The organism is Ensifer sp. YR511 (assembly GCF_900103045.1).
Lineage (GTDB): Bacteria > Pseudomonadota > Alphaproteobacteria > Rhizobiales > Rhizobiaceae > Ensifer > Ensifer adhaerens.
This window is the reverse complement of the sequence record NZ_FNGR01000025.1, coordinates 65860-90229: the sequence shown is the minus strand read 5'-3', so window position 1 is coordinate 90229 and position 24370 is coordinate 65860. Positions and strand designations below refer to the sequence as shown.

The following is a 24370-nucleotide window of genomic DNA, read 5'->3' as shown; positions in this document are numbered from 1 at the left end:
ATCACCAACAACCGAGAATAGTCGATGATCCAGACATCTGGCCCCTTAATCGATATCCAGGACCTCGTGGTCGAATACGGCGCCTTTAGAGCCGTCGATGGCCTCAGCTTCAAGATCCACCAAGGCGAGACGCTGGCAATTGTGGGGGAAAGCGGCTCTGGCAAATCGACCACCGCCATGGCGATCATGCGGCTGCTTGACGGAGCTAACCTTTCCGGGCGCGTGATGCTGCAGCGCGCCGGTGGGTCCGTCGATCTTCTACAGCAGCCTGAACAGGAACTGCGGAAAATACGCGGCGCCGACATCGCCATGGTGTTTCAGGAGCCGATGACCAGTCTCAATCCGGTCATGACCATCGGTGCTCAAATTTCCGAGGCCATTCGGCTGCACCAGGCGGTCTCCAGGAGTGACGCGGAGAAGATTGCACTTGAGAGTTTGCGGCGCTCGCGACTGACAGATCCCGAAAAGAAGCTTCAACAATACCCTCATCAATTGTCGGGCGGAATGCGCCAACGCGTCATGATCGCCATGGCTCTCGCCTGCCGGCCGTCCCTGCTGATCGCCGACGAACCGACGACGGCGCTAGACGTAACGGTGCAGGCCGAGATGCTGGGCTTGATCCGCGACCTCCAGCAGGAAATCGGAATGGCGGTCGCATACATTACTCACGACCTGAGTGTCGTTGCCCAGATCGCTGACCACGTCATCGTAATGCGGAACGGCAAGATGGTCGAAAGCCAGCAAGTCCTTTCCTTGTTCAACAGTCCGCAGCAGGAATATACAAAGCGACTGCTCGCTTCCGTACCGGTCCTGGGATCGGCTTCTGAAGTCGACGAACCTGTCAAGTTCGATAGGTCGGCCCCTTCACGCAACGAGACGTGTCCCTGTCCGAACAAGGAGCAGGTTCTCGAGGTTCGCGGGCTCTGCAAGTCCTTCGTTATCGAGAACACGCCCTATTTGCGCCGCCCCGCGCGCGTCCTTCAGGCCGTCGACAGCGTATCGTTCGATCTTTTTCGCGGGGAGACAATCGCCGTCGTTGGCGAAAGTGGCTCGGGCAAGTCAACGATGGCGCGCACTGTCATGCAACTGCTGTCTGCGGACAGTGGAAGCGTCAAGCTGCACAACACGGAGCTGGTCGGGTTGAAGGGATCCCGGCTTCGACCTTATCGCGCAAACATGCAGATGGTCTTTCAGGACCCTTACGCCTCGCTCAATCCGAAAATGACGATCGGAGACCTGATCGCCGAGCCGCTCATTATCCATGGCCACGGGCAGATCAAAGACAAAGCGGACGTGATACGAACTCTGCTCGAAAGCGTGGGCCTTCCATCAAACCTCGCAGAGCGTTCACCGCGACAACTGTCGGGGGGACAGCGCCAACGCGTCTGCATTGCGCGCGCGCTCGCGACGGCTCCCTCTGTTATCGTTCTCGATGAGGCGGTGTCGGCACTGGACGTCACCGTGCAGGCTCAGATCGTCGACCTGCTGATAGACCTGCAGCGCGAAAAGGCGCTCAGCTATCTCTTCATCTCGCACGATATGGGCATCGTCGAGCGCATCAGCCATCGTGTCGCCGTCATGCACATGGGGCGCATCGTCGAGTTCGGCGGCAAGCGCCAGGTCCTTCAATCCCCCGCACATCCTTACACCCGACGGCTTCTTTCCGCGGTGCTGCGACCCGACCCCTCGCAGCGGCATGCACACCAACACTCCGAAGCGCCACCGGCACCAAGCGCCATTCGGCTTTTGCACGAGCAGCCACGCTCGGCGACTTACACCCTCGTGGGCGAGAACCACTTCGTCCTCGCCGACAGCTAGCCCGAAAGGTCCAGGAGGGAACATGCCAACGTCTCAAATCATCAAAAAAGGGGAAACGACATGAACATGCAGACGAATATCCAAATTGGTCGCGGACCTCTCCGCAGTGCTGCAACCAGGATCAGTGTTGCAGCTGCCCTGCTCCTTTCCACGACAACCCTTGCCGATGCCACAGTTTTCAGGACGGCAACGGACACAGATCTAAAGATTCTCGATCCCGTCTCGACGACCACAGCCGTTACGATCATGCATGGCCTGAAGGTTTACGACACCCTGTTCTCTATGGATGAAAACGAAACCCCTCAGCCGCAAATGGTTGATACCTACTCGGTCTCCGATGACGGATTGATCTATCGCTTCAGGCTGCGCGACGGCCTTGTCTTCTCGGACGGATCGCCGGTCGAAAGCAGCGACGTGATCGCGTCCATCAAACGGTGGGCCCAGAAGCGAAGCGAAGGGCAGCTCATGAACGAGCGGCTCGAAACCATCGTCGAAACTGATTCCACGGCGTTTGAGATCAGGCTCAAGAAGCCCTTTGCACTCTTGATCCGCGGATTGGCAAACCCGGTTCTGCCGATGTTCGTCATGCGCGAGGAGGAAGCTAAAACGGATCCGTCAGCACAGATCACAACGGTGATCGGATCGGGCCCCTTCATTTTCCGCCAGGACCTCTGGAGACCAGGGGATGTCGTTGTTTACGAGAAGTCACCGACGTACAAGCCGCGCTCCGAGAAGGCAAGCGGCCAGGCGGGCGGCAAGGTCGTGAACGTCGATCGATTGGAAGAGCGGTACATGCCGGACGGCAACACTGCCTTGCAGGCGCTGCGAAACGACGAGCTGGACTTCCTTTATTCTCCCCCACAGGATGCTGTCGAAAGCCTTCGTCAGGATCCCAATTTCACGGTCGGGGTCATCGACAACCAGGGCATGATGGGGGCAATCCGCCTCAACACGATGCACCCGCCCTTCAACAACGTTTATGCGCGTCAGGCCATGCAAGCGCTTGTCGATCAGCCGAGCATCCTTTCGACCATGGTCGGCAGCAAAGACATGTACAGGGTGTGCTACTCGATTTTCGGTTGCGGAGCAGTCCCGTTCGAGACTGCAGCCGGTACTGAAGATTGGAAGGGACAGAACCTCGAAAAGGCAAAGGATCTGCTCAAGAAGTCCGGCTACGACGGCCGGCCAATTGTCGTCATGATCCCGTCGGATGACGAGCAATTGATGAACCAGAGCCTCGTACTGGTCGAATTCATGCGACAGGCGGGCTTCGCGGTCGACCCCCAATCCATGGACTGGTCGACCCTGACGTCACGCCGCGAAAACACCGGCGATCCGGCCAAGGATCCGAAGGTTGCATGGGACATTTTTGGAACCTGGCTGCCTGGCAGCTTCTTCAAGGATCCCTTCAATCTTGCGCTTGTTGCGACGGGTGACCCCAAGACGGCATGGTACGGCTGGCCCAAGGACGACAAGATCGAGGCACTTCGTGCCGCCTGGATCGATGCGCCGACGACGGAAGATCAGCGCAAGGCCATCGACGACATCCAGGTCCAGTATTACGCGAGCGTGCCGCAAATCTACACCGGCCAGTTCTATCAGGCGTCGGCATGGCGCAGCCAGATCAAGGGCGTCCTTAAGGGAAGTTACCCGGTCTACTGGAACCTCACGATCAATCCGTAACCGCAGGCGCAGCGAGGCAAAAAGCCTTGCTGCGTTCCGCCGAATGGAGGCCAGACATGGTCGCTTTGATAATACGCCGCATCCTCGGTGCAATTTTGGTCATGCTTGTCGTCAGCGTGTGCGTCTTCTCGCTCGCCCGGTTTGCGCCGGGCGATCCGGCCGCAGCCATACTGGGCAACTATGCGAGCACGAACGAGCTCAATGCACTTCGAAGCCAACTTGGGTTGGATCGCGCACTGCCTATACAATATGTGGCATGGCTGGGTCGTGCCACCCAGGGGGATCTCGGCATTTCGGTGTTCTCCGGACTGCCGGTAATCGAACTTTTTCGTCAGCGCATCGAGCCCACGCTGATTATCGCAGTCGCTGTCATTTTGTTGTCGAGCTTGATCGCCGTGCCGGCAGGAATAGTGGCGGCATGGAAAAAGGGAGGGGTCGCGGACCGCATTATCCTCCTGATCGCGACGGCGGGCTTTTCTACCCCGGTTTTCGTGACCGCTTATCTCCTCATCTACGCATTCGCGCTTGGCCTGCACTGGCTCCCCACATCCGGTTATGTCTCCATTTTTGAAGATCCGGTCGGTACTGCGCGTACCCTCGCCATGCCCGTACTCACGGTGACACTTGTTTTCACCGCAATTATCGCACGCATAACGCGCACCAGCATGCTCGAAGTGCTTCGGTCCGATTACATTCGAACTGCACGGGCCAAGGGCGTGGGAACAGCATCGCTCTTGTTCAAGCACGCACTTCGCAACGCCTCTATCCCGGTTGTCACGACGATTGGCTCCGCATTCGCAATTGTAATCGGCGGAGTTGTGGTGACAGAAAGCGTCTATGCCATTCCAGGTCTTGGCAGGCTTGTGGTCGATGCGATCGCGCGGCGCGATTATCCGGTCATTCAGGGTACAATCCTTTTGTTCTCGGCGATTTATGTCGTCATCAATCTCGCGATCGACATCTCGTACACGATGCTCGATCCACGGATCCGCGGCTGAAACTGGGGGCGGTCATGAAACTCAAGCTGTCAATTCCTGCAGCGATCTCGCTGTCCATCATCGTGGTGATCATCGTAAGCGGCCTTCTGGCTCCTTATCTAGCCCCTTACGTCCCCACTCAAATCGATCCGCTCAACCGCTTGGAGCCGCCGTCTGTCGAGCATCTGTTCGGCACTGACAACCTCGGTCGAGATATCTTCTCACGCGTGCTTTACGGTACTCAGGTTTCCCTTCTCGTCGCTGTGGCAGTGCCCATCCTGACCGGCTTGCTCGGTCTTTTGTTCGGGCTACTGGCGGGGTTCGTGCGTCCTTTGGACGGCGTCATCATGCGCATCATGGATGGCATCATGGCGATCCCGGAAATGCTGCTGGCAATCGCATTGGCGGCCATGTTTTCGGCGCGCATCGAAATGGTTGTCGTCGCTATCGCCGTGCCGGAGATACCCCGAACGACGCGGCTGGTGCGCGGCCTCGTGCTGTCCATAAGGGAGATGCTTTACGTCGAAGCGGCCATCTCCATGGGAGCTAGCTTCACACGCATACTCTTTCGCCATGTCGCGCCAAACACCATTGCACCGCTTCTGGTCCAGATGGTCTATGTGGGCGCCCTGGCAGTGCTTGTTGAAGCTTACTTGAGCTTTCTCGGTGTCGGTGTTCCACCGGATATGCCGAGCTGGGGCAACGTCGTTGCGCAAGGGCGTGACTACATTTCAGTCTCGCCCTGGGGCATCGTCTTTCCCGGCCTGCTCATAGCGCTGCTCGTGTTGTCCGCAAACATCGTGCTTGATGATTTGCGGGACGATCTCGAGCGCTCGTCGCCAAAGACAGCTTAGCGAGACTTATCTGCGCCTAGAGAAGCGCCGGCTGACAGATACTCAGCCGGTGTAATCATTCAACGTCTGCTGTAACAGGCCCGCGAGCCGCTTGACGTGCGCGACCACAGTATCTTCGTCCACGGCGCCAAATCCGAATATCAGCCCTTGCTTGCCTTGTTTTCCCATATAGGTCGCTGACAGCGGCTCGACATGGAGACCAAGGGAGCGCGCGCGTCGTGCGATTTCCATGTCGCCGACACGAGCAAGTCCGCCATCCAATTCCGTTCGAAGAAATAGGCCTGCGTCTTGCTGGAGCGGTATGACGAGCTGCGGCAGGTACTCTTGAAGCGCGCCCACCAAAGCCGCGCGGCGATGCTGATAGAGCTTACGCATCGTCCGGACATGACGATAGAACAGATCTCCATCGAAGAAACGCGCAATTGCCCGTTGAGAGACCATGGTCGTCGGCCCGGAGGCCGCCAGCTTCATCTGAATGAAGGGCTGGATCAGCGACTTGGGTACAATGAGGTAGCCTATTCTCAGGGATGGAAACAGGGTTTTGGAGAATGTGCCGACGTAAATGACATTTGCGGACGGCGCGAGGCTTTGCAACGACGGCAAAGGACGCTCAGAGTAACGAAACTCGCTGTCATAATCGTCTTCCAGTATCCAGCAGGCATTCTTCCGACACCAGTCCAAAATGGCCAGCCTGCGCGCGAGCGAGGTTGTTCCACCAAGAGGGTAATGATGAGATGGTGCCGTGCAAAGCAGTTTGGCCGTTTGATGCCTTGCCGACATTTCCGACAGCATCAGGCCCTCAGCGTCCACTTCAAGCGGGAGAAGGTGGATACCGGCGGATGTAAGGGCTGAGCGAACGCCTGCGTAACCCGGCTCTTCGACGATCGCGGACTCGCCGGTGTCGAGAAGTACGCGCGCTGCCAGCTCCGTCCCCTCGCGATTGCCCGACACGATGATGACCTGATCTGCCTCGCAGGTGACGCCGCGCGCGCCTCGGACGTATGTCGCGATATGTTCGCGAAGCGGCCAGTAGCCACCCGGATCGCTCGTCAGGGCGGCAAGGCCCGGGTTCTTCCACTCTTCTGAAAGAAGCTTCGACCAGGTCGCGAACGGAAACCTGTCGATGGCCGGCATTCCCGGGCTGAATGCCGGAAGCCAGGTTGCGCCGCTCAATGCCATTTCTGCTACGGCTTGACTTCGCTGAGAAATCTCCGGCGAAAGGCTCGATCCCCCCGCTGTGGTATCAGCCTCGGCATTGAGAAGGCCCTCCGGAAGGACTGCTGCTACCCGGGTCCCCGAGCCGACGACACCCGCAACGTACCCTTCCGCCTGCAACTGTTCGTAGACCGTCATGACCGTGTTTCGGGAGACGCCGATTTCGTCGGCCAGCACCCGAGATGAGGGTAACCGCTCGCCAGGCGACAATTGTCCACTCAAGATGAGGTCACGCAGCCGTTGATAGAGTTGAGAAAGATAGCTCTCTTCACCGCCACGCGCCAACGAGATTCCGAGCAGCACGCCCGCCGTGCCTTTTCTGTCCAAGATGCCTGCCATAGAAATGGTTCCCAAGAACGTCAATTTTTCTTTATTTGGGCAACCAATTCTTGGGATGTCAAGTACCGCCCAAGCGCGATAGCGCGCGCTGAGACCGCGAATGAGGCCAGCGATCTCTCCGCCATATTGTGGCGAGTATCAGGAGAAAGATGAGCATACCAGGCGGCGGCAGCCAAGCTGTCGGAGCCCGTTCGCACGCGGCTTGACCGGTTAAAAGGGGTCGCAGCAGGAGCTTCAGCATGGCGCCGGCAAGGACTGCAACCGAGACCGACTACCCCCGGCAAGCCGCTCCGCCCGATTGAGGGATCGCCCAGTTGCGGTCACTCATCTCTCACCTACCCGGCCTCACCAACGACCGGGCGATATCGATGATGTCATCGCGGGCAGCCGTCGGGTCATCCTTGGACCACGCGACCCCAAGCCCGATCCTGAAGTCGACACCCCTCACCTTCCTGAGCTCGAAATTGCGATTTGGCAGATCCAGCGTCCATTCCGGCGCAAAGCCGATGCCAAGGCCGGCCGACACCAGTGATATCAGCGAGAAGGTGTCGTCGCAGGTATAGGCGACGCTCTTTGAAAGATCGTGCTCCTCGAACTTCTCCGCGAAATAGCGCTCGGTATAGGAGAGGTTCTGCCGCGAGAACGAGATGATCTTCTCACCCTTCAAATCCTCGATGCCGATTTCGCTTCGGGCGCTGTTTTTTTTCGACCGCCAGCAGGTAGCGCTCATGCGCGATGGAGAAGAACCTGAGCGAGCCGATGTTTTCGACCGGGCGGATGAAGCCGAGATTGATCTGGCCGTTCTCGAGCCCGCGGATGATATCGTTGGTCGAGCCGCTGGAAATATGCAGCTCGATATCGGGGTACTTGCGGCCGATGCGCGCGAGAAATGCCGGCAGCACACCGATCGTTGCCGGATAGATCGTTCCAATCCGGATCTTCCTGACCGCCTTGCCGTCAACCGAGCGGACCACTTCGGCCGACAGATCGACATCGCCGAGGATCCGCACACAGCGATCATAATAGACCGCCCCTGCCCTTGTCAGTTCCACCCGCCGTGTCGAGCGGATGAACAGCTGCACACCGAGCTCCTTTTCCAGCGACTGGATCTGGCAGCTCAAGGCCGGTTGATATGCACCCGGGCTGCCGCCCGACCGAAATGCAGCTCCTCGGCAACCGCCACGAAATAGGAGAGTTGGCGAAGTTCCATATGTGGACGGCGCCCGCTTGCAAGTGGTTTCTGCAGATATTTTTTGATCGGATCGCTTGCTTCCATATGTGCGGCCTTTGGGTGTGGCCGCACATGACCACTGGCCAAGATGGTTTCCGCGACGCGAGTTCCTAACACGGCAACGGCCTTTAAAGGCCATCGGAACTAACGGAGTATCACGCGTCTTGGATCGATCCATCACACCATCTGCTTTTCTCTTGCAAGTTTACGGCATCAGCTCGCACGGTAGCACTTTGTCTCCGCTCACCGTGCTGGCCAATCTCTTATACGGCCTGTATTTGTTCCTTTGGCCTCTGGTACGTCTCGCCGCTCACCATAAGCTTCCAGGCAATTCGGGCGATCTTGTTGGCCAGCGCCACTGCAACCAGCTTCGGTTTCTTCCGTTGCAGAAGGTCGACGAGCCAGCGGGAAGAATGCCTGCTTCGGCCTGTTCTAACGTGCTGAAGAAGAGCGGTCGCACCAACCACCAATATGCTTCGCAGTATTTCATCGCCGGCACGGGTGATCACACCAAGCCTGACCTTTCCGGCGGTCGAATGGTCTTTGGGTGTCAGACCAATCCAGGCAGCAAAATCACGCCCGGATTTAAACATCCGCGGGTGAGGGTTTTCATCATCAAGAGCGATGCGCCGATCGGTCCGACACCCGGAATTTCGGCCAGGCGTTTGCTGCATTCGTCGGCGCGATGCAGCTCCATCAGCTTTTCATCGATCGTTTTGGTCTCGGCAAGCAGGTCGCGATATTCCTGACCGTGCATGGCGAAGAGCTCGCGCGCCAGTTCCGGCAGAGATTGATCAGCCGCTATGCGCTCCAGCAACGGTTCGATCCGGCACATGCCTTTGGCCGCGACGATGCCGAACTCCATGGCAAAACCGCGAATGGCATTGGCGAGCTGCGTCCGATTGCGGATCAGCCTCTCGCGCACACCGACCAGCATCAAGGCCGCCTGTTGGTTCGCAGTCTTCACCGGCACGAACCGCATGGTGGGTCGGCTCATCGCCTCACACAAAGCTTCCGCATCCGCCGCGTCGTTCTTGCCGCGTTTGACATAAGGCTTTGCCAGTTGCGGCGCGATCAACTTCACCTCATGGCCGAATGAACTCAACAACCTCGCCCAATGATGCGAGCCACCGCAGGCCTCAAGCGCAATAGTGGTCGGCGGCGTCTTCTCGAAGAACTTCACCATTTCTCTGCGTGACAGCTTTTTGCGAAGAACCGTATGCTCGCTTGCATTCACGCCATGCAATTGGAACACGCTCTTTGACGTATCCATTCCAATTCGGATAATCTGTTCCGCGGACGGTCTCCCTCGATTGAGCTTTCAACGAACTCATTCTGGCACATCTGATGCCGTTGGGAGCCGTCCACCCCAACACGGCAGCTCCGATCCACAAGCGAGTTGAAAACGCGAGCATCAAGGCACGCTACAACCATCAATACCCTATTTTGGGGTATCCGAAAATCGGTTTTATTCAGTGCGTCAGTTTTCTCTAACTGGCGATCGAAATTGTCTTCATTCCACGCAATCGTTTATGGTCGCATGATCGACGGTCTCGTAGCCGCGCGAAAAGCCGCCAATGTGACGCAGGTCGAACTCGGCGAGCGGATTGGACAGCGTCAAACATTCGTGTCCAAGTTTGAACTCGGCGAACGGCGCCTGGATGCTGCGGAGTTCGTGAAGGTCTGTCGAGCAATTGGCGCCGACCCCTATACCCTTATGCGCGAAGCAGAAAAGGGCTGACGCCCGTCGACCAGCAGTTCGGTTCCCAACGATACATTATGTGATACTGGACGCACCAACGGCAACGCTGAAACAGGCCTCGCGGACCGAATTGCCAGCTTCACCGCCTCAACGAGAATTTTCGGGCAGACCGTTCATAGGTCCATCGCAAAATCCCGTATCCAAGGATCCAAGAGAACACGCCTGCTCCACCAAGAATTAGAAGCAGCAGGCCGGTTCCAAGATCCATCCACATCGCCACGAGTTGCTGGCGCATAACATAGTATGAGAGCTGATAGACTGGATGAGCGATCAGAAACGCCATAACGTAGTGGAAAGCCACCATAGTCAGGCCGGCTACCAGGCCCATGACGCTCGATAGAAACGAGCCAACGGATGCAAGCCGCCTCATTTCGGCCAGGTTGGGCGCGCGCCCGTTTACCCGAATGAACCTTTCCGCCGAGACCCCGCCGACGGCAAACAATAGCCCAATGGAGGCGCCCGTTCCTACGCTGTTTGGAAGCGACCCAATATAGCGCTGATAGACTGCTGCTCCAAACATGAACATAAGAGAGGTGGCGAATGCGACAAGAGTATAGTGGCGATAGAAAGGCATCAGGTTGTTAGTCTCAGGCATAGGTGGTTCCACTCGCTTGGCAATCTTAATGGGCGAAAGAAAAGCTACTCTTCGGGGGGATGGTTGTAGGCAGAGCTCCGATGCTCAGGAACTCCACCATCCCCGGACCACTTCCTTCACCGTTCCTTCATCGCGCCGGAGGCGACCTCGACCAGGGGCGAGAACAGATATTCGAGAATGCGGCGCTGACCGGTCTTGATCTCAATCGTCACCGTCATGCCCGGGGTCAGCGGAACTGATTTGCCGTCGACCTGAATGTCAGTTTCGATCGGCTCGATGATCACGGGATAGACGAGGTTCTGGACGCGCTGGGCATTGCTGACCGGAACGGTCGATTGCAGATTGCCGGATGACATTTCCTCAAGCTGGCGGGCATCGGGTTCGGGGATGGCGTCGGTGGCGACACGGATGACCTTGCCGTGCAGAATGCCGTATCGGGTGAACGGGAACGCCTCCACCTTGATGACTGCCTCGTCGCCCGCCTCGACGAAGCCGATGTCGCGGTTTGGCAGATACGCTTCGATCTCCAGCTTCTGGTCGCTCGGGACGATCCGCATCAATTCCGTGCCCGGTGTCAGCACCTGGCCGACGGTCGTGATCGCCGATGCCTGAACGATGCCGGTTTCCGGGCTGCGAATGGTCATGGCAGATAGGCGCCGACTTGCCTTTGCGAGTTCCTGTACCGCCTGCTCCGCCTCGCGCATGGCTTCGGCCAGACGCTGCATGTTCTCCGACTGGTAGGTGCTGAACTGGCTGTCCGCCTCAGACTTCAGCACATCGAGTGCTGTCCTTGCCTCCTGATGTTCGCCCTTTTGGCTGACGAGGTCACGCTCGGCCTCCTGCAGCGTTTCCTGGGCGTCGATCATCGCCGCCTTGGTGCCGGCCTCGACATCGACAAGCCGGCTGCGCATCGAAACGCGTTGGGACAGGGTGGAGACGAACGTCTGCTGGGCAGCAATCGTGTGCTCGAGACGATCGACCTGGGCGACGCCCTTGCGGTATTGAGCCTTGAGATTGGTGATCGCGCCGGAAAGCTTCGCCAGTTCGGCGTCGTAGAGCTGTTGCTCGCGCTCGACCGTCGAGCCGAGCGTTTCCTTGGGAAAGGCGATGACCAGGGACGCGGGCCCGCTGGCATTCGCCCACAGATCACTCTTGGCCCAGGTCGACACGGTATTCCGCTGCGCCTGCCGCCTCACGATCTCGGCGCGCAATGCGTCGAGCCGCAGCTTCAGCGCCTGCTCCTCGGCCCGCGCGGTCGTCGGATCAAGCTCGATCAGCACCTCACCCTTCTGCACCCGGATACCGTTGACGGCATTTGCCGTGATCACCCGGCCTGGTTCCTCGGACTGGACGATCTTCACCCGGCCAACTGGCTGGATCTTACCTTGAGCGGTCGCGACGATATCGAACTTGCCAAAATAGGCCCAAATCAGTGCGAGCGCCGCGAGCACGCAGATCAGCCAGATCATCGCCGCTCGCACCGGTGACGCCGGCGTTTCCAGGATCTCGATCGCCGCCGGCAGGAACTCATTGTCGGCACGGTTGCTTTGCTTCGTCGAACGGCTTGAAGAACGGCTCATCCCTGCGCCTCCACGGCCACATCGGACATGCCGTTCTGCAGCCGCCACAGATGGGCATAAAGTCCATCCTTGCGTGCCAGCAACTGGTCGTGATTGCCGACCTCGACGATACGCCCTTCCGACATGCCGATGATGCGGTTGCAGGCACGCACGGTCGCCAGCCGGTGGGCGATGATGATCACGGTACGGCCGCGCACGATCTGGCGCATGTTGGCAAGCACGATGCGCTCGCTGTCATAGTCGAGCGCACTGGTTGCCTCATCGAGGATCAGCATCGGCGGATTGGTCGAAAGTGCACGGGCAATGGCGATCCGCTGCCGTTGACCGCCCGACAGGTTGGCGCCACGCTCCTCGATCATCGTCTCGTAGCCGTTCGGCAGTTTGACGATGAACTCGTCGGCGCCCGAAAGCCGGGCAAGGTTGATGACGGCCTCGCGTGACATCGCGGGATTGGAAAGGGCGATGTTGTCGTGGATCGTGCGATTGAACAACAGGTTCTCCTGCAGCACGACGCCGACATGGGAGCGCAGCCAGGCAGGATCGACCTGGGCGATATCCTGGCCGTCGACAAACACCTGACCGGAATTGGGGATATAGAACCGCTGCATCAGCTTGGTGAGCGTCGACTTTCCCGATCCGGACGGGCCGACGATGCCGATCACCTCACCGGGCTGAACGTCCAGATCGACGTTCTTCAGAACCTCCGGCCCGTTTTGCGAATAGCGGAAGCTCACATGCTTGAAAGAGATCCCGCCGCGCGGTTTTGGCAGCGCGACCGGCTGGGCCGGTCGCGGCTCTGACGGCGCGTTGAGAATGTCGGCAAGGCGCGACACCGAGATCTGCACCTGCTGGAAATCTTGCCAGAGCTGCGACAGTCGCAGGATCGGCTGTGCCACCTGTCCGGCGATCATGTTGAAGGCCACCAACGCGCCGACACTCAAGCTGCCATCGATCACTGCCTGAGCACCGAACAGAAGCAGGGCAGCGCTCGTCAGCTTGCTGACATACTGGATGGCGTTCTGCCCCTTGGCCGCCAGCATGGTTGCCGCAAAGGAAGAGCGCACATAGGCGGCCAGCCGCTCTTCCCACTGCGAGGCGACGACAGGCTCTATTGCCGATGCCTTCAGTGTCTGCATGCCGACGACGGATTCGACCAGGAGCTGCTGGCTGTAGGCGCCGCGATCAAACTTCTCGTCGATGCGTTCACGCAGGAACGGCCGGATCAGAAAGCCGATGGCGATGTAGAACGGGATGGAGGCAACGACGATCCAGGCGAGTGTCGTCGAATAGGCAAACAAAACGGCGATGAAGACGAAGGCGAAGATGAAGTCGAGGCCGCTGAATAGTCCCTGCCCCGTCAGAAACTCGCGGATCGTCTCGAGCTCACGCATGCGCGCCACCGTCTGGCCGGCCGCCCGGGTCTCGAAGTAGTTGAGCGGCAGGTTGAGCAGATGTCGAAACAGCCGGCGTCCAAGCTCGACGTCAATGCGGCTCGTCGTGTGCGACAGCGCATAGGTTCGAAGATATTGCAGGATGACGTCGAACAGGCCGATGACCACCAGTCCGATGACGAGAACCGTCAAGGTCGAATAGCTGCGATGGGCCAGCACCTTGTCGACCACCACCTGGAAGAACAAGGGCGTCACCAGCGCGAACAACTGGATGAACAGGCTAGCGATCAGCACGTGACCGAGCGACCGGCGATAACGCCAGATCGACGGCAGGAACCAGCGAAAACCGAAGCCGGTAGCCGACGCCCCTGCGCCTAAGAACTTGCGCTGCAGCAGGATGAAGCAGCCGCCGGTGCGCTGAAGAAGTTCACGCGGCTCAAGTTCCTCGGTTTCCATGTTGACAGGATTGACCAGCCGCATCTGACCGGCCGAGTTTGCGCCTGCCAGGATCGCAAAGCCGCCATCAACAAGGCAGGCAACCGCGGGGGTCGGCAGGCCACTCAGGCGCCGTTCGGAAACGCCGGAAACACGTCGTGCCTTCAATCCGACCAGCCGGGCCGCCCGCAGCACATCGTCGGCAACTGCGGGCTCGCCGAGAGCCAGTTGCTTAGACAGCACCTCAGGCTGTGCCGCGATCCGGTAATAGCCGGCAACAAGGCAGAGCGCGGTCAGGCCGGGGTCAGGCTGTGGCTGCGGCACCTCCGATACTGGGGAGACGTCTCGGGGAAGCGGAAGGGTATTCATGAAACCGCGCAAATTTTTGGAGGCAAAAGGGGGTTGCGCGGCAAGGCGCGCAATAGCGATCTGCCCACCCCCAAGGGAGGTGGGCAGATCGTTGAGGTCAAAGCCGACAGAGCTTGGCCTATGCGACGGCTGTCGTTGGCTGACCGGGTCGGAAGGTGATGGTGGCATCGCCCACGAGCGCGCGAGACCCATCACCCTTCAGGTAGCTGCTGGTGCCGGTAATCGCGGATCCATCTGCAAGCTGTCGTGCACCGGCGGACGACGGCACCAGTTCGATCAGGCGGATATCGGCCTGCTCAAGCGTGCGCAGTTCTCCTGCATCGGTAACGCCATTCTGGTTGGCATCCCGCCACACCCGGAATTCGTTCCACCGTGCGTCGCCGGCATCGAGCTGGTTGTTGTGGTTGGTGTCGAACACCAGCCGCAACGCTTCCAGATCGGTGATATCGGCTTGCTCGCCCGCGAGTTCCTCGGGCGTCTTCCACATGGTGAACGCCAGCTCCTTCGCCTGGTTGATCAGGCCATCCGGACCTGCACTGCCATCGGCCGCGACGTCGATCGCCAGCCAGCCGTCTGCAGGACCGGCCCAGGCACTGCCGTCAGCGATGCCGTCTCCGTCCCAGTCGAACCGCGGGCCATTGCCCGCCTCGAACACAGCAGGAGAGAAAATGCGAAGATCGATGTGATCGTCGCCGTCCAGGTCGAGCATGACCGGTTTGTTGCTCGATACGCCAAAGCGGTTCTGCACATACGAGGGGTATAGCGACAGCACTCTCCGATCATCGTAGGTATAGGCGACGCCTTGGAGAGTGTTCATTACTCCCGGACCATATCTCGGTCGCGAATGATCGTTGTCGGAGGTTATGCGCCGGTATGTATCCTTTGCATAGGTTCGCATCGCACCAATGCGGTTCCATTGCAGGGTTGTAAACAACGGCTCCTGGATGCCAGCCAGATCGCCAGTAGCGCGTGCTTCAAAGCCGGTATAGCCGGCATAGGGCTTGCGTCCCTCGGCATAGCCCCAGCCGCGCCAGTGTTCGAACGGATTGAGACCGCCATTTCTGATGTCGGCATACTGCTGAAGATAGAAAGACGAATCGAACCATGCATTCGGCCGTCGCCCTTCCTTCCAGCCAAACTGGCTGAAATGGTCGATCGCCGGCGCATTCCAGCCGGCGGCGACATCCGGGTTTGCGGCCATATAGTATTCCGCGTCGAATGTGGCGAGCTGCCGCGCCGTCGGCTGTCCATCGTAGCGGCTCTCTTCAACCACTCCATCGTCGCGCCGCTGGAATTGCGCCGTCACCTGCCCGGCGGCGTTGACGTACTGCTCGAGATACGACCAGGGCTGACTGTTGCTCGCGTCCCAGAATTTGACGAAACGGGAGTTGTCGCTTTGATAAGCGGCCGTTGTGGTCACCGTACCCGCAGCATTCTTGACTTCGACGAACTTCGACCAGGGTTGATTGTTGTAGACGTTGAACGTCGTTGTTTCGGTTGTTCCATTGTCGAATTCGTTGGCTTGCCACGCGAGTGCGCCAACCGCATTGTAGACCTGCGTGATCTTCATCCAGCTCTGCGTATTCGCCGGATCGAAGCTATAAACATGTCTCGTCCCGTCATCGTTGTAGTTGGCCTGGTTTACGAGGCGGCCGCTGTTGTCGATGTATTGTTCGTAGCGCGACCACCCCTGATTGTTATCGACGTCATATTGGATGGTATTGTGAGTTCCATCGTCATTTGTCTGATCAACAGTATGGAGTTGGCCCGCCGCGTTGTAATTTTGCTGGTGCAACGACCATGTCTGGGCATTCGTCGGATCGTAGGAATAAGTTGAACGCGTGCCATTGTCATTGAAGTTCGATTGAACCAGAACACGGCCCATATTGTCCTTGTATTGCTCATAACGTGACCAGCCTTGAGTATTGGCGACATCATAAGTGATGGTGTTGAACGTGCCGTTGTCGTTGGCCTGATCGACGTAATAGAGCTGCCCAACGGCGTTATGGTATGACCTACTAGTGGACCAGCTTTGTGCGTTGGCCGCATCAAAGCTCTCGACTCTCCTTGAGCCATCGTCGTTGAACGTGACCGATTGGGTGATACGCCCCTGCGCATCGATCAGATGCTCCCGTCGGCTCCAAACCTGATGGGCGAGCGCATCATATTCGGTCTTGCTCGTCAAAACTCCTGTCACAGAGAATACTTGCGCCTCATAGAGCTGACCGCCAGGGGAGCGGTAGTAGAGGTCGGTTCGCGTCCCGTTGTCCTGAAACTGCTTCTCCAGGGTTTTCACACCCGCCGTATCAAATGTCTGCTCGACACGCGACCAAGCATTCTGATTGGAAGGATCGTAGACGACCGCGCTCGTCTTCTTGCCGGACGTATCGTAAAAACTCTTCGAGAGCAGGCTGCCGTTGGTAGCGTAGTTTTGGACCTCGTAGACAACACCGCTTGGCGACCGGTAGAAGAATTCGGCGCGAGTGCCATCATCCCCGAACTGCTTCTCGACTGTCTTTACTTGAGCCGCATCGAATGTTTGTTCAACGCGTGACCAACTTGCCTGGTTGCGAGGATCATAGACGACCGCACTGGTTCTGACACCGGTGGTGTCATAGACGGTCTTCGAATCGAGATGGCCATCGGCGCCAAAGTTCTGGGACTCGTATGGTTTGCCCCCTGGGGACCGATAAAACACATCGACGCGCGTGCCGTTGTCGTTGAACTGCTTTTCGAGGGTCTTAACGTCCGAAGCATCATACGTCTGTTCGATGTGTGACCAGCCGTTCTGGTTGAGGGGATCGTAAGCGATCGCACTTGTTCGCTTGCCAGCCGCATCGAAGAAAGTCTTCGACAACAGGCTGCCATTCACACTGAAGTTGTGGGACTCAGAGACGGCGCCGCTTGGTGACCAGTAGAAGAACTCCGTACGTGTGCCGTCGTCATTGAACTGCTTTTCAAGCGTCTTCACGCCCGCTGTATCGAAGGTCTGCTCCGCCCGCGACCAGCTTTGCTGATTGAGCGGATCGTAAAGAACTGAGCTAGTCGCCTTGCCCTGAGCGTCAAAGAGCGTCTTCGACGTTAGTGCCCCATTGGCAGCAAAGGTCTGCACGTCCGAGAGTTTGCCCGTCGCTGGATTGAAGCGATGCTCCTGTGTCGTCCCATTGTCGTTAAACTGCTTCTCTAAAGTCTTTGCGCCAGCCGCATCGAAGAATTGTTCGACGCGTGACCAGGTGTTCTGGTTCAACGGATCAAAAAGCACACCGCCGGTTTGAACGCCGTTCGTCCCGAACTCCCCTTTCCAGAGGATGTTGCCGCTCGCACCAGCGAACGCAGTTCTTGTCGAGGATCCATCGGGCCTGAAGATGTGCTCTAAGATTTTGCGCGACTGAGCATCGGTGGCAAGAACGAGCGTCGGGACTCCAAGTGCATTGATCTCAGTGCGCGTCGTCTGCTTCACCGTGCCGTCGGCATTATTCTCGATGCTCGTGTTGGTGAGGGAACCGTCGATGCGCAGAACACTGGTTTCAAACCGGTCATCCTTGCCGTCATTGTTGGCATCCTTTTTCAAAGTTGTAATCATGCCATCGGCGGTTACCGTCGAGATACCTTTCGCAATGACAGTGCCGCCGGCATTGCGCTCCTCAATCCTGGTTACAATCGATCCGTCAATCTGCGTTTGTGAAGTCGCTACATGCTCGAACGTGCCGTCACCATCGTAATCGGATCGCATCGTTCGGAAGAGGCCGTCGCGTGCAAGCGTCAGTTCAGTTTTTGCCGCGATTGCCTCCGACCAATAAACATCGCCCTCCCGTAGGTATTTGGTGCTCCGCGCTTCCGCATTGTTGGTTGTCGTCACGATTGTAGTACCACTGACGTCAGAGATGGAGACTTCGTTGACATCGATAGCCCCATCGCCATTGAGATCGCGGGTGATGGAACGGGTTCGCCCATCAGCACTTGAGTTGGTGTTGGTGCGGGCGGCAACCGTATTGCCGGCGACTTTGGTGTCAACCGCAATGCCTTCGTAGCTGCCATCGGCGTTGAAGCTCTCCGTCAACACGCGGCGGCGATCGACGCTACTGTTGCCGTCCTGATCCCATTCCGTGGTCGTCGTGCGGCCGTCGGCAGCCACCGAGATGATGGTGACGCCAGCCTTGCTGCCGCCAGCGTTAAAGTCGGTGATAACCGTCTTGCTCGCACCATCGACAGCTTTCGACCGAGTTTCGACCTGGTCGATGTCACCATCGCCATCGGCGTCGCGCTCAATCTTCATATCGCGACCGTTGCCGAACGTTGTGGTTGTTTGCCGTTCCGTCAGGCGGTTAGAAGCATCGCGGACGCTCCGGGTTTCAATAGTCGTATCATCGGCAAGTGCATTGACCGTCGATGTGATCATGCGAAGGCCGAAGCCTTCGCGAGTGTCGTTGATAGAGACCGTTCGTCCGTCGGCGCTCGTCGTCGTGTAGTGCGAGGAGAACAGTACGCCATCGCGCCGGCTCTCGATCATCCTTAATGACGTGCCGTCCAGATTGAGAAAGACCCTGTCGGTTGCAGCTTGTTCATAAGTGCCGTTACCGTCCAGGTCCCACTGGCGGGTTTTGCTCAGTCGGTTGGCATTCGACCACTCTTGGTAAAGCTTCTGAAGCGTTGATCCGAGCAACGTGCTGACCGTCCGAGTTTTTGCGCCATCGAAACTAAGCGTTGTGACGTCGGTTTCGGATCGCTCAAACGTACCGTCGGCGTTGAGATCCCATCTCCGTGAAATCGAGAAATCGCCTGCCGACGTATCGATAACAGCACGCTCGGCAGCAGTGCCATTGGCTCCGAAGCGGGTTACCGTTTCTGACTGGGTGCCATTGGCTTGCAAGGTCTTGACCATCTCGAACTTGCTATCGACTGTGCCGTCACCATTGCCGTCGTAGGTCGTGGTGGTCACAAGGCCGTCGGCGCTCTTCGTGACCGTCCTTGCGGCGCTGGTCTGGATCCCATCGGCGGCAAGATCTTTTGAGGTCGTTACCGATAAGCCGTTCAAAAGTATGGTCGATTGAACGGTCTGGTCGACGATGCCATCGCCGTCGATGTCGCTCGACGTCGTTGCCGTTCGTTTGTCCGCGCTCACAGACACCGTCACCTTGCTTTCGAGCGTGCCGTTGCCCTTGGACGTGGAGACTGTATCAAGAATGCTGCCATCAGCATTCAGCAAGCGCGTTTCCGTCGCCTTGCGGCTCAGATTGACGCCATCGGCCATCCAACGCGTGGTTTTGGCGAGACCATTGGCACTGACGTCCTTGATGACGTGTGCCGTGCGGGATCCTGCTCCGTTCAGTTCGGCGAAGGTCTCCGAAACAGAACCATCGGCGCGTAGCGTTTTGGCAGTCTCGGTCGTCTTGTCGATAGTTCCGTTGCCGTCGATGTCCAGCGTCTGGCGCGATATCAAGCCGTTGGCCGAGACCATCGTCACGGTGCGGGAATTCAGTACCGCCTGACCGCCAGTCAACGCGTACGTAGAAGCAGTCGTGGTTGTCACCCCCGTCGCATCAATTGATGCGGACTCACCGAAATCGTTGATCCCGTCGCCATCGCGGTCCGTCAACTTCGTCGTGGAATTGCGGTTGGCGGATGTCGTGGATGTCGTCTTTGCCAGCAGCTTACCTGTAGCGCTGGTGACGTAGTCGGTTGTTGACACCGAACCATCGGCATGCAGCTCCGTGTTTTCCCTGCTCGTCCGCTCGAAGTGGCCATCACTGTTGGCGTCGACCTCAATGAACTTGGTGAGACCATTGGCGCTAACTATCGTCTTGCTGGCGCTTTCGCCGGGAACAGAGACGATCCGCGTGCGTGATCCGTCCTGATTGAGAAACGTGTAGTCTGTTCCGTAGTGGTCGGTCGTGCCGTCGCCATTTCGGTCCAATCTCGTTTCACTCGTCAAGCCATTGCTGCTCGCCTTGACCGTAGACGTCGAGAGCAGGGTGTTGTCCGATGAGCGCGCAGTGAGCGTGCGGGTGCGACTACCGTCCGCATTGATGACCGTTGCGTCTGTGGTTCGCGTATCGACGGCACCATTGCCGTCGGCATCGATTTCGACCGTCGTGGTTAGACCATCTGCACTGACTGTCGTCATCCTACGCTGGATCTTGGAACCGTCGGCAGCGAACGAAACGACTGTTTCCGTTCGGCTGCCATCCGCTCCCACAACGGCAGTCCTGTGGCGGTCCCTCTTGCCGTCACCATCAGTGTCCTCCAACACCTCCAGCATCTTGCGGTCGGCGCTGATGGTCGTTTCTGACGAACTTAGTAATGTGCCGTTGCTCGAACGGGCGGACACGGTCTGTACTCGACGGCCATCCGCGCCAAGCGCAGAAACGTCGGTCACTGTAAGGTCGATCGAGCCGTTGACGTCGATGTCGGTTTCTGTGATTCTGGTCAGACTGTTGGCCGAGACAGACTTGATTACCTTGCCGAGCAAGGCCGCGGAGGCGCTGGTCCTGGCAATGGTCTGTGTGCGGCTGCCGTCGGCGTTGGTAACCGTGGTATCGGTCGTCACCTCATCAAAAACGCCGTCGCCGTCGAGATCGCGTTTTACAGTCTGTGTCAGACCGTCTACCGAAACCGTGCCTGCGGTCGTTGCGATTGCTGTCCCGTCGCGGTTGAGCGTCTTGATGGTGGTTGTCGTCGAACGATCGGGGCCGGCAACAATGGTTGCGACCTCATCGGTGTAGCCGTCGCCATTCTTGTCGTCTTCAATCGTCGTAGTTGAACGGTATGCATTATTGGTGCTGACGCGCCGGGCGAGCAAGCTACCATCGCCGCTTCGCCGCTCCGTCGTCTCGGTCCAGGTCCCATCGCCGCCGATGGTGGTCTTGGTTGAGGTAAACTCATCAAACAGGCCATCGCCTGTCAGGTCCGAGGACAAATTTGTTTCGCGACCGTTCGCACCCGTGATTGCGACCGTCTTTTCCCGTAGTGAACCATCGGCGTTACTAACGGTGCTGGTCGTCGAAACAGCACCGTCTGCAGCAACCTCGGTGGTCACTGAGCGCCGTTCATCGAACCGGCCAGAACCGCCATTGTCGAGATCGATGCTCTGAACCTTACCGTTGGCAGAGATCGACTGCACGATCTTCGACAACAGCGCCCCGTTGGCGCTCGTCTCGGTGATCGTTTTCGTGCGGCTGCCATCGGCGCCAACCGTGGTCATTTCCATCCGAACGACATCAAACACGCCGCGGCCGGTCCGATCCGTCCTGGTTGTCTTGGTCAAGCCATCCGCAGTGGACTCGATGACGACGCGTTTCAGGATCGCGCCGCTGGCGCTCAATGCTTCAATCGTAGTTGAGGTCGAACCGCCTGCATTGAAGGCGAACATCTGGCGTTCGTCGACAATCCCGTCGCCGTTCGCATCCACCAACGTCGTCAGGTTCGATTTGTTTGCACTCGTGGTCGTCGTCGTACGATCGGTCAGCGCCCCGTCGACCGCGAAGTTCGACACGACCCTAGTTCTCGATCCATCCGCTCCAATCGACAGGACCACGGTCTGCAGTCTATCATAGGTCCCATTGCCGTCGTCATCAAAGCGAGTGGTTGTCGTTGTCTTGTCGTGACTGACCGTCACCAGTTCGCGAAACGCCAACGTGCCTGCCTTGCTATACGCAAAGATCTCCGTCGTCGTTGACCCATCTTCATTCGACGTGGTGGCACGTTTTATCACGTAACCGGTCGTCTCCATCGCGAGCACCGCGTCTCCGACCGCACCTTTAGAGCAGTCAGTCCGAGTGAAGGTGGTCGTGCCAGTGATTTCCGACCCGTCGCTGAATACTCGGCCTGCGCCTGTCGGCGTCAAATCAATCGACTCGATGCCAAGCGAAGCAAGCGACGCCAAATTGTCGCCCACCATCACCTTGAACTCGCCCCAACGCGCATCGCCAGCATCGAGCTTGCCATTTCCATTGGTGTCGAACGCACTTTTTAGGGCAGCTAAGTCTCCGCTCGCGCCGGGATCCCACTCGGCGAACGCAAATTCCTTTTCGTCCGTGATCTTACCGTCATTTCCAAGATCAAGGACCAGTACGCCGTTGCCCTCCGCAGCCCAGGCCGAGCGCCGCGCATAACCGTCGCCACTGGTCTCGATGAATCTCGAGGATGAGGTCAGTGCATTGATGTCGAGACCGTTGCCTGTCAGGTCGAGTAGTACCGGCGACGTGAGGTCCCTACTGCTGGTGCTATTATTCTGGCCACGTGGGGCCCTTTCCCCGCCCTTCGCGCCGCTTCTCCCTGTCGGGCTGCGGCCCGGTCCGTTCCCGCGGTAAGAGCCGCCGCCGCCAAAACCGTTGCCCTTGGCGGTGTCGCCAGGGCTGTTTCCGCGGTCGGGTCTGGCGCTGGGCGTCGGACCTTCCGAAGGGGTTCGGGCATATCCACCCGAAGGCGAACGTCCACTACCTGCCGATGAGCTTCCGCCGCTGGATGATCCCCCCGCATTTCCGCTGCCGCGCGAGTTACTTTCACCCGAAGAGCCTCGGTCATAGTTTCCCGCGCCATAGCCGTTACTCGCACGATCGTTGCGGTCCTCTCCGCGCGAGCCACCACCGCCTAATCCGCCGCTTCCGCCGGTCAGGGGGCTCCCCGTTGTATTATCCGGCCGCACTCCCCCGGGTCGGGGCTGCGGCATTTCGGGCGGATTTACGGGGCTGATGTCGGATGGCGCTACCGAAAGTGGCGTGGCTATCCGTTCAATGGTGCTTGGAGAAACCACGCCTGAAAACGGCGAAACTGGCGCTATATGCGCAGGATAGCTTGCATCGGTCCAGGCCGACGGGGCCGAGACTCCAGGAATGGAATCCATGGGCGAACTGATTCCAGGAAGGCTCCCGATTTCTTCAGGCGTGGACACATTTGGCAGCGAAGGTGCCGGGGACGACCCGTGGTTCCCAAAACCTGAGTAAGTCGCTGGCTGATTGTCGAGCGCGGGATTTCGAGAAAAGCCGGGCCACGTCAGTCGCTCTGTCGCGTTGATTGGCGTCAGGTCCATACTACCGGGCATGTCGATTGATTGGTTTTGCCGTGGCCTGCCGGACAGTGGCTCCCCTGGCAGTTCGGCGCCTTGATTTCGCTCGGCCAGGCCTTTTACCGTAGCGTCAAATAGTGCCGAGAGCCCTGCTGCGGTAGAACCTAACCACGAGTCCGCAAGGTTGCCGATGGGGCTGCTTCTCGCACCCAAATCGGCATGGGAGAGACTGCCGTCAAGGCCAAGATTTCCGTCAGTTGCTGACAACTCCCATGAGGGGTCCGACATCTTGTCGAGACGAGTTTGTAAGCGTTGGTTGAGCTCATGTATCTTGGCCGAGTCGGTCAAGTCGAATAGTCCAGCGCTGTTGCGCCCTCGCCAGCCGACAAGTTGCTCGGCATCGTTAAACACTGGGCTATAACCGTCGATTAGACTAGGATCGCCAGCAAAACCAAAACCCTTCGTCAGAGCCTCGTCCACCCGGCCTAACACGTCGCTCAACGCCTTGTTCGGAAGCTGGGCCCGCAGCGCGACCTCCGCCTGCTGTAAACTCATACCGAATTTCTGCATGACATCGACGGTTGCCAGCGCCGCCACCGCCAGAAACTTCTCGTATTCAGCTGGATCCGCCATGATGCGATTTCCGACCGTGTCCCCTGGGTTCGATGACAGCTGAATGTCCCAGTAATTGAACGCTCCGCCCCATCCCGCCATCGTCTGCCCGCCATCCCTGATCGCGGCCAATGCGTCCTGCGCAATGATCCGATCAACCAAGGGCAATTTGCCATTGTCAATGACATCTTTGAGAACGGTTCTTCCGATTAGGTCTGACGTTTCCTGAATTTTGGCAGGGCCGGCGGCCTTCTGGTCCCACAGAAGGCCCGCGCGCGTTATAGCCCGGATAAAGACGTTGGCCTCGCTCGTCAGATCATTGCGGTTGATCTCCGCAGCTTTCCCGAGCCAAAAATGTTGCTCTTGGTAATTGTCTGCGTCGGGATCCGCTTCAATCAGCGAACGAAGATAGTCATAACCATCTGCAAAGTTCCGTGTGCCGCGATCAGTCAGTTTGTTGAGCTGGTCTCTCTGCTCTTGCGTAAGGCTGAATTCAGCGGCCATG

At 58.4% G+C, this 24370-nt stretch carries 10 protein-coding genes and 2 pseudogenes; 5 read left to right on the top strand and 7 right to left on the bottom strand.

Annotation, left to right across the window (positions count from 1 at the left end; all coding sequences use genetic code 11):
- Positions 1-24 precede the first annotated feature (24 nt).
- From BLU15_RS29145 to BLU15_RS29130, 4 genes are read left to right on the top strand one after another with little or no spacing between them, the layout of a single operon-like run.
- A complete protein-coding gene (locus BLU15_RS29145; protein ID WP_090300193.1) occupies positions 25-1818 on the top strand; it encodes an ABC transporter ATP-binding protein in 1794 nt (597 codons plus the stop codon).
- 60 nt (positions 1819-1878) lie between these two features.
- Complete coding sequence (locus BLU15_RS29140) at positions 1879-3501, top strand: ABC transporter substrate-binding protein (RefSeq protein WP_090300192.1); 1623 nt, start codon at positions 1879-1881, stop codon at positions 3499-3501.
- A 56-nt stretch (positions 3502-3557) separates the two neighbouring features.
- Positions 3558-4499: an ABC transporter permease gene (locus BLU15_RS29135; protein ID WP_090300190.1), complete on the top strand. Its 942-nt coding sequence runs from the start codon at positions 3558-3560 to the stop codon at positions 4497-4499.
- A gap of 14 nt (positions 4500-4513) precedes the next feature.
- Positions 4514-5332 carry an ABC transporter permease gene (locus BLU15_RS29130; protein WP_210187472.1) on the top strand — a complete coding sequence of 273 codons (819 nt, stop codon included), beginning with the start codon at positions 4514-4516 and terminating at the stop codon, positions 5330-5332.
- Between the two features lie 42 nt (positions 5333-5374).
- Here BLU15_RS29130 and BLU15_RS29125 read toward each other — a convergent pair whose 3' ends face one another.
- The 3 genes and pseudogenes from BLU15_RS29125 to BLU15_RS29115 form a co-directional block, all read right to left on the bottom strand.
- Positions 5375-6886, bottom strand: a complete 1512-nt coding sequence (locus BLU15_RS29125; protein ID WP_090300188.1) for a MocR-like pyridoxine biosynthesis transcription factor PdxR — start codon at positions 6884-6886, stop codon at positions 5375-5377.
- Between the two features lie 331 nt (positions 6887-7217).
- Positions 7218-8096: pseudogene (locus BLU15_RS29120) on the bottom strand (LysR family transcriptional regulator).
- A gap of 284 nt (positions 8097-8380) precedes the next feature.
- Positions 8381-9390, bottom strand: a pseudogene (locus tag BLU15_RS29115) (IS110 family transposase).
- A 267-nt stretch (positions 9391-9657) separates the two neighbouring features.
- On the opposite strand from BLU15_RS29115, the gene BLU15_RS29110 reads away from it, so the two are divergent.
- The gene (locus BLU15_RS29110) at positions 9658-9858 is read left to right on the top strand and encodes a helix-turn-helix domain-containing protein (RefSeq protein WP_090300186.1); all 201 of its coding nucleotides are present in this window, start codon (positions 9658-9660) and stop codon (positions 9856-9858) included.
- Positions 9859-9958: 100 nt separating this feature from the next.
- Here BLU15_RS29110 and BLU15_RS29105 read toward each other — a convergent pair whose 3' ends face one another.
- The 4 genes from BLU15_RS29105 to BLU15_RS29090 all read right to left on the bottom strand — a co-directional run bounded on the left by BLU15_RS29105 (position 9959) and on the right by BLU15_RS29090 (position 24369).
- Entirely contained in the window at positions 9959-10474 is a 516-nt protein-coding gene (locus BLU15_RS29105; RefSeq protein ID WP_090300185.1) for a hypothetical protein, read from the bottom strand.
- A 116-nt stretch (positions 10475-10590) separates the two neighbouring features.
- A complete protein-coding gene (locus tag BLU15_RS29100; RefSeq protein WP_090300183.1) occupies positions 10591-12054 on the bottom strand; it encodes an HlyD family type I secretion periplasmic adaptor subunit in 1464 nt (487 codons plus the stop codon).
- Positions 12051-14249, bottom strand: coding sequence for a type I secretion system permease/ATPase (locus BLU15_RS29095; protein ID WP_090300181.1), 2199 nt, complete (start codon positions 14247-14249; stop codon positions 12051-12053). The genes BLU15_RS29100 and BLU15_RS29095 overlap by 4 nt, the downstream gene beginning before the upstream one ends.
- Before the next feature lie 118 nt (positions 14250-14367).
- Positions 14368-24369: a beta strand repeat-containing protein gene (locus BLU15_RS29090; RefSeq protein WP_143034283.1), complete on the bottom strand. Its 10002-nt coding sequence runs from the start codon at positions 24367-24369 to the stop codon at positions 14368-14370.
- Position 24370 lies beyond the last annotated feature (1 nt).

What these genes read in the sequence shown, in the direction of transcription:
- BLU15_RS29140 (WP_090300192.1), top strand. Translation starts at nt 1,879, where the DNA reads ATGAACATGCAGACGAATATCCAAATTGGTCGCGGACCTCTCCGCAGT.
- BLU15_RS29125 (WP_090300188.1), bottom strand. Translation starts at nt 6,886, where the DNA reads ATGGCAGGCATCTTGGACAGAAAAGGCACGGCGGGCGTGCTGCTCGGA.
- BLU15_RS29105 (WP_090300185.1), bottom strand. Translation starts at nt 10,474, where the DNA reads ATGCCTGAGACTAACAACCTGATGCCTTTCTATCGCCACTATACTCTT.
- BLU15_RS29145 (WP_090300193.1), top strand. Translation starts at nt 25, where the DNA reads ATGATCCAGACATCTGGCCCCTTAATCGATATCCAGGACCTCGTGGTC.
- BLU15_RS29090 (WP_143034283.1), bottom strand. Translation starts at nt 24,369, where the DNA reads ATGGCCGCTGAATTCAGCCTTACGCAAGAGCAGAGAGACCAGCTCAAC.
- BLU15_RS29130 (WP_210187472.1), top strand. Translation starts at nt 4,514, where the DNA reads ATGAAACTCAAGCTGTCAATTCCTGCAGCGATCTCGCTGTCCATCATC.
- BLU15_RS29095 (WP_090300181.1), bottom strand. Translation starts at nt 14,249, where the DNA reads ATGAATACCCTTCCGCTTCCCCGAGACGTCTCCCCAGTATCGGAGGTG.
- BLU15_RS29110 (WP_090300186.1), top strand. Translation starts at nt 9,658, where the DNA reads ATGATCGACGGTCTCGTAGCCGCGCGAAAAGCCGCCAATGTGACGCAG.
- BLU15_RS29135 (WP_090300190.1), top strand. Translation starts at nt 3,558, where the DNA reads ATGGTCGCTTTGATAATACGCCGCATCCTCGGTGCAATTTTGGTCATG.
- BLU15_RS29100 (WP_090300183.1), bottom strand. Translation starts at nt 12,054, where the DNA reads ATGAGCCGTTCTTCAAGCCGTTCGACGAAGCAAAGCAACCGTGCCGAC.